Raw genomic sequence first — 3,959 nt, forward strand, 5'->3', positions numbered from 1 at the left:
CAAACGCCACGGCTACCGAACGCCCGCAGAAGTCCTCGCCACGCTAATCTCGAACCCAACCAATCAAACCGGTGTTGCAGACACCACTTGAATCCGCCGCGCCTCAAAACCATGGGATACAAGACGTAGGAGATCACTGTTCCCGGGCGAGGGGCAGGTGCTTACGAGATGAGGGCACGGGTTTTGTTACCTGCCGCTAGTCGAGACTTCCGGTACGTCGTTGCAGTAGCTGCCCATGGCCTGCTTTACCAGGAGATCCGATTCGGCAAGGCCTGCGTACCGGGTCTCAGTGGTCCCGTTGGTGGCTGTCGTGCCGTCCGCAGACATATTGATCTGGGTCCACTGGATGTCGTAGAGCCCGTCACCGCGCTTCTGGGCGAGGGCACCCTCGATGAGGGTTCCGCCATTTCGGTTGTTGCACGCAACACCCGTTCCGTGCTCTCCGAAGCCGTTGAGTAAAAAGCGGTAGGGCTGTCCGTCTGTGCCCATCGTTGTGACGAAGCTGCAGTTAATGAACGCGTGTAGCGACGCCGAGCGCCCGTCATCCAGTACCGTCGCGACGATGGCGGGGCCATCCAGCGGGGCGCTCCATCCGCTGTGCGCGCCGGGGCCAGCGAGATCATCGGGTAGGAGCGCCGTGGCCCCGGATGCGGTATGGATGCCGTAGCTGAACGCACCGACCTCGGTGTAGAACTCGGTGTCCGGCTGTTGGTCGCCGTCGACGTCCCCGATGATTGCCGTCGNTGCCGTCGTCGCGCCCGCGGGGATCGCGATGCCGTTCGGGATGCATCCCGCAGCGCCAGTCGCGCTGTTTCTTGGTGTCGACGGTGACGGCAGCGGCGACGGCGGGGAGGTCGACGAGACTGCTGACGGTGTCGCGGAGGTCGTTGGAGACGCTGCGGTCGTGGCGGTGGTGGTCGGGGCTTCAGTTGACGGCCCCGAGCCGGTGGGCGCACAGCCCGCCAGGGCCATGCCGACGGCGAGCGTGAGTAGAAGAAATGTTGACTTTGACATGTGGGGAACACCGAATCTATTGAGCAACGTGCACGGGCTACACGCTGACCGTACGGGATGAAGTCGTCCCCTGGTGCACTCGTGCTGAAATGTCTGGCCGAGATATCCGGCAACCTATCGGATACGAGGCACTGACCCCGCTCTGAACTGGCGCAGGCAATCTATTCGATACGCCAGAAAGCGATCAAAGAATGCCGCCACGAACCGATGAAAGCTACACCCGGGCGTAGCCAATCAGTAATTCCGTCATGCCGGCAGTCTCACATAGGGCCCGTTCACCGGAACCTATTTTGGACGGGTCTACCGGACGCGGCGCGGCCGCGTCATTCCGGCGTGTTGGCGAGCTGGGGGAGTGGCCGGTGGACGATCGGCTTACGGGCACCGACGGGCCGTTGCTCCACTCGGTGTCTTAGGTCTTCCGTATCATCAGCACATGGCTCAATGCACAGCTCCAAGAGAAGGCCACCGCACAGCAAGCGGTCGCGCGAGCTGCCCTGCATGCTCGTCCGGCTATGGGCGTTCTTCATACTCGCCGCCTCGGTCGTACCCGTCCTACCCCACACCGGCCGTGCCTGTGCGTAGGAGTGGGAGCCTGTCGGGCAGTAGCGGGGGCGGGGGACGTGGTGTCGCCCGTCCGGCTTGGCAGCCCAGCGGGTCGACTGCCTCGTACACGCAACAGCAGGTGCGCGACCTGGACTCCGTCCGCGCGGCGACTGTCTTCCGGACTCAGGTGAATGACGTGTTCCTCTGTCACGCCTGGCCCGACCGTCAGGCGGCCGCGAATGACGTCTACGAGTTGCTCCTCGGAAAAGACGTGTCGGTGTGGTTCAGTGAGGTGAGCCTGCGACCTGGCACGGACATGCGAGCAGCCATCGACCGTGGACTGGTCAGTTCGCGCATGGGGATCGTGCTGGTGACGCCTGCAATGCTCGACAAGCTGCGTACCGACCGCAGCATTGCGAGCAACGAGCTCAGCGCTCTGCTGCGCCGGAGCCTCTTAGTTCCGGTCATGCACGGGGTGACGTTCGAGGAGCTCGACCAGGTCACCCCGACACTCGCGTCGCGTGGTGGATTCAGTACGGCCGAAGAACCCATGGAAGACATCGTCGTCAAGATTGCCGAGCTCGTCGGAATCGTTACGGAGGAAGAGGCCGACGAACTCAGCATGAAGTCGGCCGCCAAGTAGCGCTGAGTGGCAAGCCTCCACGACGCCTCGATGGCCCAACCAGCAACAACCCGATGAACCAGCGCCAATGCTTCCCGGCCGGTTAACGACATCAGCGTCGTGCCCGTAAGCGGGACCCCTATCGAGACGAATTCCTGCGCCACAGCGCGGTCGGCGGGCGTGACGCCTTTCTGTTTCAGAAGGGAACGTCAACCGGCTTCGATCAGCCGACGTAGAGCGTCTCGTTCATGCCGTATAAATTACCGCGGCATGATCCGGCATCACTCGCCGAATGGCTAACCTTGTACGGGCGATGATGCGCAGGTGGCGCAGCTCGGAGGAGTGGTCATCGGGAAGGTGCTGACGGCTAGCATCGAACGATGTCCGACTCCGTTGAGCTTTCAGCCGATGCCACTCTTCGGCTGCTTACCGAGCGAGACATTGGACCAGTTCTCGATGCCTATAAACGAAACCGCGAACATCTTGCTCCATGAGAGCCGTCACGTGCGGAGTCTTTCTTCACCACCGCCGATCAGACTCGGATCTTGACGAGCCAGATTGAAGAGCTGGAAGCCGGAGCCGGCTATCCACTTGTCTTCGTAAACGGTGCCACTGTCATCGGACGAATGACTCTCTCGGGAATTGTTCGAGGGCCCTTCCAGAGCGCGAGCATCGGGTACTGGGTCGACAAAGAACACACCGGACAGGGCCTCGCCTCTGCAGCCTTGCGGAATGTTCTGAAGCACTGTCTTGAGGATCTCGGTCTGCACCGCATCGAAGCATGCACGCTGCTGCACAACCTCGGATCCCAAAAAGTCCTGGGCAAGGCTGGATTCGCGCCCATCGGTATTGCCGAGAAGTACCTCAAAATTGCCGGCACATGGCAGGACCACTTGCTCTACCAACGTATCCTGAGTGAGTAGAACACCCAGTATCTCTGGAAGCACCAGTGACCAACGCTTCGCGGTGAAGCCGTTGGCGCACATAGGTTGGTCACATGTCCGAACCAATTGAAGAGCTGTGGCCACCCTTTGGACTGACAATCACGTGTGGACCCGTGACCTTGTCTCCTGTACGTGACGCTGACTTACCCGAACTCGATGCGCTTGCCCATGCCGGCATCCACGCGCCAACTGAGATGCCTTTCTACTTCCCGTGGACCGTGGGTTCCACGGACGAGATCCGGTTGAGACTCATGCAGTACCACTGGGCGCAACGGGCCGCGATGTCGCCGGCGTCCTGGACCCTTGAAACCACGGTTCGCTTCGACGGTGAAGTCGTCGGTTGCCAGAGCATCTCAACCAAGGACTACCTCGTCACGAGAACAGGGGAAACGGGCTCATGGCTCGGCATGAAGCACCACGGCCGAGGGATCGGGACGATGATGCGTCAGGCCCTCTGCGCCTTCATGTTTGATCACCTGGACGCCGCCGAGGTCACCTCAGCAGCATTCGTGGACAATCCCGCGTCGCTCGCGGTGTCGAGAAAATCCGGATACCGGGAAAACGGCGTCGGTCGCCTCAAGAGGCGCCACGGCGAGATGGCCTTGAACCAGAGACTGGTTCTGACTGCCGAAGCCCTGAACCGACCCGAGCATGAACTGGAAGTCGACGGCGTACGCCCTCTGCGGGAGTTCCTCGGGCTGACTCCGTAGACCAACCGCGAGCGTTTCAGCACCAGAGGCGAGCCAAAGATCCTCGCCTCCCCAGCCGCGGCCTGGATCGACGCACCAACCTCAACCATCCAGGCAGAACAAGCCAAATGAACTCACGCTCGCCTC

The 3,959-nt window shown here is 61.5% G+C and carries 2 protein-coding genes and 1 pseudogene; all 3 read left to right on the top strand.

Annotation, left to right across the window (positions count from 1 at the left end):
• Positions 1-1,696 precede the first annotated feature (1,696 nt).
• The 3 genes and pseudogenes from E3O50_RS14990 (at position 1,697) to E3O50_RS15000 (ending at position 3,833) form a co-directional block, all read left to right on the top strand.
• A complete protein-coding gene (locus tag E3O50_RS14990; RefSeq protein ID WP_198413472.1) occupies positions 1,697-2,200 on the top strand; it encodes a toll/interleukin-1 receptor domain-containing protein in 504 nt (167 codons plus the stop codon).
• Between the two features lie 512 nt (positions 2,201-2,712).
• A pseudogene (locus E3O50_RS14995) lies at positions 2,713-3,102 on the top strand (GNAT family protein); the annotation flags it as partial.
• Between the two features lie 74 nt (positions 3,103-3,176).
• Positions 3,177-3,833 (top strand): GNAT family N-acetyltransferase, encoded by a 657-nt coding sequence (locus E3O50_RS15000; RefSeq protein WP_134450131.1) that lies wholly within the window; start codon positions 3,177-3,179, stop codon positions 3,831-3,833.
• Positions 3,834-3,959 lie beyond the last annotated feature (126 nt).

The organism is Cryobacterium sp. MDB1-18-1, from assembly GCF_004402735.1.
Lineage (GTDB): Bacteria > Actinomycetota > Actinomycetes > Actinomycetales > Microbacteriaceae > Cryobacterium > Cryobacterium glucosi.